We start from the raw sequence: 3,308 nt of genomic DNA on the forward strand, positions 1-3,308 counted from the left end.
ACGTGTACATGATAGAAGGAATGACTTTAGGTTCGAAGAAGTGCTTCTTACCAGCAATAACTTCTGCCGCAACATGCGATTCGTGCACCGCTTTATGCGCCAGCATTGGCTGACCAACGATATCGCCGATAGCGAAGATGTGATCAACGTTAGTACGCATTTGGCTGTCAACATTGATGAAGCCACGGTCGTCAACCTTAACGCCTGCTTTGTCCGCATCAATTTTATTACCGTTTGGCGCGCGACCTACAGCAACCAGAACCGCGTCGTATTTCACCGGATCTTTTGGCGCTTTATCACCTTCAAAAGTGACGTAAACTCCGTCTTTTTTCGCTTCAACGTTGGTTGCTTTGGTGCTTAACATCACGTTTTCGAAGCGACCTTTAATTTGCTTGTTAAAGCTCTTAATAATGTCAGCGTCCGCTGGTGGCACCAGCTGATCAGTCATTTCAACAACATCAACTTTAGAGCCTAATGACGCGTAAACCTGACCCATTTCCAGAGCGATAATACCGCCACCTAACAACAGCATTTTCTTCGGAATTTCTTTCAATTCCAGTGCGTCAGTTGAGTCCCATACGCGGTCGTCGTCGTGTGGGATGAACGGCAATTTAATGGCCTGAGAACCCGCCGCGATAATAGCATTATCAAATTTAACTTCGGTTTCGCCGTCGTCGCCTTCAACTTTAATGGTGTTGCTGCCGGTAAATTTACCGTAACCGTTGACGATTTTTACCTTACGCATTTTCGACATCTGACCAAGGCCGCCGGTTAACTGACCAACCACTTTCTCTTTGTGCTTACGCAGCTTGTCCAGGTCAATCTTCGGCTCACCAAACTCAATGCCTTCTGCAGCCAGGTGTTGTGCTTCTTCAATGTGCTTGGTCATGTGCAGCAGTGCTTTTGACGGGATACAGCCAACATTAAGGCAAACACCGCCTAAGGTGCTGTAACGCTCAATCAAAACAACATCCAGACCCAAATCAGCTGCGCGGAAAGCTGCTGAATATCCACCTGGGCCCGAACCTAACACTACTACCTGTGTTGTAATTTTGTCGCTCATGTTAACCCCTTTTTTGTCACGACCAGTTGAGCCACCGGCCGCGGTCAGTCAACGCTAAATGTGGCGCTATTGTAGCGCGAATTAATTCGTATTTCCCGTCCAAATTGGTGCTTAAAGCACCAATTTGCGGATATCTCCCAGTACACCGCTTAAGTAAGCCGTAAAGCGAGCTGCTTCTGCACCGTCTATCACCCTATGGTCATAAGACAACGACAGAGGCAGTGTCAGACGCGGCTCAAACTCTTTACCGTTCCATTTTGGCTTCATCTCGTTACGAGAAACGCCCAATATGGCAACATCCGGTGCGTTTACTATTGGTGTAAAGGCTGTACCACCAATACCGCCAAGACTGGAAATTGAGAAACAGCCACCCTGCATATCAGTAGCTTTCAACTTACCGTCACGTGCTTTCGTGCTAATTTCGACCAGCTCTTCTGACAGCTCGTAAATGCCTTTTTGGTCAACATCGCGAATAACCGGAACAACCAGACCATTTGGTGTATCTACTGCAATACCAATGTGCACATACTTTTTCATGTACAACGACTCGCCTGATTCCGACAACGAGGAGTTGAAGGTCGGGAACTCGCGCAGTGCTTTGGCACAAGCCTTAAGAATAAACACCAATGGCGTGATCTTGAAGCCAAGGTCTTTTTTCTTAGCCACTTCGTTTTCTGATTTACGGAAGTTTTCCAGCTCGGTGATATCCGCTTCGTCGAATTGCGTAACGTGCGGTATGGTCACCCAGTTGCGGTGCAGGTTAGGTCCTGACTTACGCTGAATGCGTGACAGTTGAACCTCTTCCACTTCACCAAACTTGCTGAAGTCGACCTTAGGTGGATCAATCACCTGCAGTCCACCACCGCCCTGGCCAGTTGCGCCCGCAACGGCTTTCGGACGAGAGAGTTCGTATTTAACGAAATCTTGTACGTCTTCTTTCAGTATACGGTCTTTAGGTCCGCTGCCTTTGACTTGTGACAAGTCGACACCAAACTCACGCGCGACACGGCGTACCGCAGGCGACGCATGCAAAATTCCTTCTTTTCGGTCGCTACGCTGACTTGGGTGATCAGGTACCGGCGGCTGGCGTTCGCTACTTGGCTTAGCACTGCTGCCGCTGTCTTTTCCTTTGTCCTGATCTTTGTCATCAGATTTCTTATCCGACTCCTTGCCGGACTCTGACTTCTCTTCCTTGGCAGAATCGTCTTCTTCTGCTTCGGAATCGTCAGCGCCACCGGATACTTTCAGTTTCGCAATGACAGAACCCTGCGACACTTTATCGCCGACATTGACCAGCATTTCTTCAATTTCACCGTCTTCCGGGCAAGGCACATCCATAGTGGCTTTGTCGGTTTCCAGTGTAATTAAGCCGTCTTCGGCAGAGACTGAGTCGCCTTTAGAGACCAAAATCTCAATAATTTCGACGTCTTCTTCATCACCAATGTCCGGGACTTCCACATCAATGACTTTACTCTCGCCTGAGGACTTCTTCGGCTCAGAAGATTCTTTCTTCTCTTCTTTGTTCTCTTCTTTGTCCTCATCTTTCGACTCAGACGCTTTTTCTTCGTCTTTATCGTCAGACTTGTCTTCTTTTTCCTCTGAATTTTCGTCTTCTTTCTCTTCTTCGTCATCCGAAGAGTCAGAGTCGCCGGCAGCTTCAACAATAGCCAGTACATCTCCTTCGCTGATGGTATCGCCAACTTTTACCTTCAGCTCAACAATTTTACCGCCTGAAGATGCCGGAATATCCATTGACGCTTTGTCACTCTCAACCGTCACAATACCGTCTTCTTGTTCAACGGTATCGCCTTTACTGACGAGAATTTCAATGACTTCTACTTCTTCTCCGCCCACGTCGGGGACTTTGAGTTCGATTTGATCGGCCATCTCAGTACCTCCTTACGCCAAACGTGGGTTGAGTTTGTCAGTGTCGATATCGTAGTCTTTGATAGCTTTCGCTACCACTTTCTTATCGATATCACCTTGATCCGCTAACTCTTTTAGCGCAGCAACCACAATGTATTGCGGATTAATCTCAAAATGCTTACGCAAGTTAGCGCGGCTGTCCGAGCGTCCAAAACCGTCGGTACCCAACACGCGGTACGAGGTAGGAACCCAGGCACGAACCTGATCAGCATACAACTTGATGTAGTCGGTTGCTGCTACAGCAGGTCCTTTCGCTTTCTTCATGGCTTGTGTGATATAAGCTTCTTTTTCTTTCTTCTCCGGATGTAGCATGTTCCAG

At 47.9% G+C, this 3,308-nt stretch carries 2 protein-coding genes and 1 pseudogene; all 3 read right to left on the bottom strand.

The window, feature by feature from the left end; translation table 11 throughout:
- Positions 1 to 1,063 (bottom strand): annotated as a pseudogene (locus B3180_RS04585) (dihydrolipoyl dehydrogenase family protein); the annotation flags it as partial.
- Positions 1,064 to 1,174: 111 nt separating this feature from the next.
- Positions 1,175 to 2,950 carry a dihydrolipoyllysine-residue acetyltransferase gene (aceF, locus tag B3180_RS04590; protein ID WP_278358260.1) on the bottom strand — a complete coding sequence of 592 codons (1,776 nt, stop codon included), beginning with the start codon at positions 2,948 to 2,950 and terminating at the stop codon, positions 1,175 to 1,177.
- Between the two features lie 12 nt (positions 2,951 to 2,962).
- Positions 2,963 to 3,308: transketolase-like TK C-terminal-containing protein (locus B3180_RS04595; RefSeq protein ID WP_414654025.1), on the bottom strand; the 346-nt coding region annotated here is incomplete at its 5' end.

It is taken from the genome of Idiomarina sp. UBA4206, from assembly GCF_002383015.1.
In the GTDB taxonomy this organism is placed as follows: Bacteria; Pseudomonadota; Gammaproteobacteria; order Enterobacterales; family Alteromonadaceae; genus Idiomarina; species Idiomarina abyssalis.

Bases quoted from the DNA above. Each gene is read 5' to 3' on its own strand.
- aceF (WP_278358260.1), bottom strand. From the start codon at position 2,950: ATGGCCGATCAAATCGAACTCAAAGTCCCCGACGTGGGCGGAGAAGAA.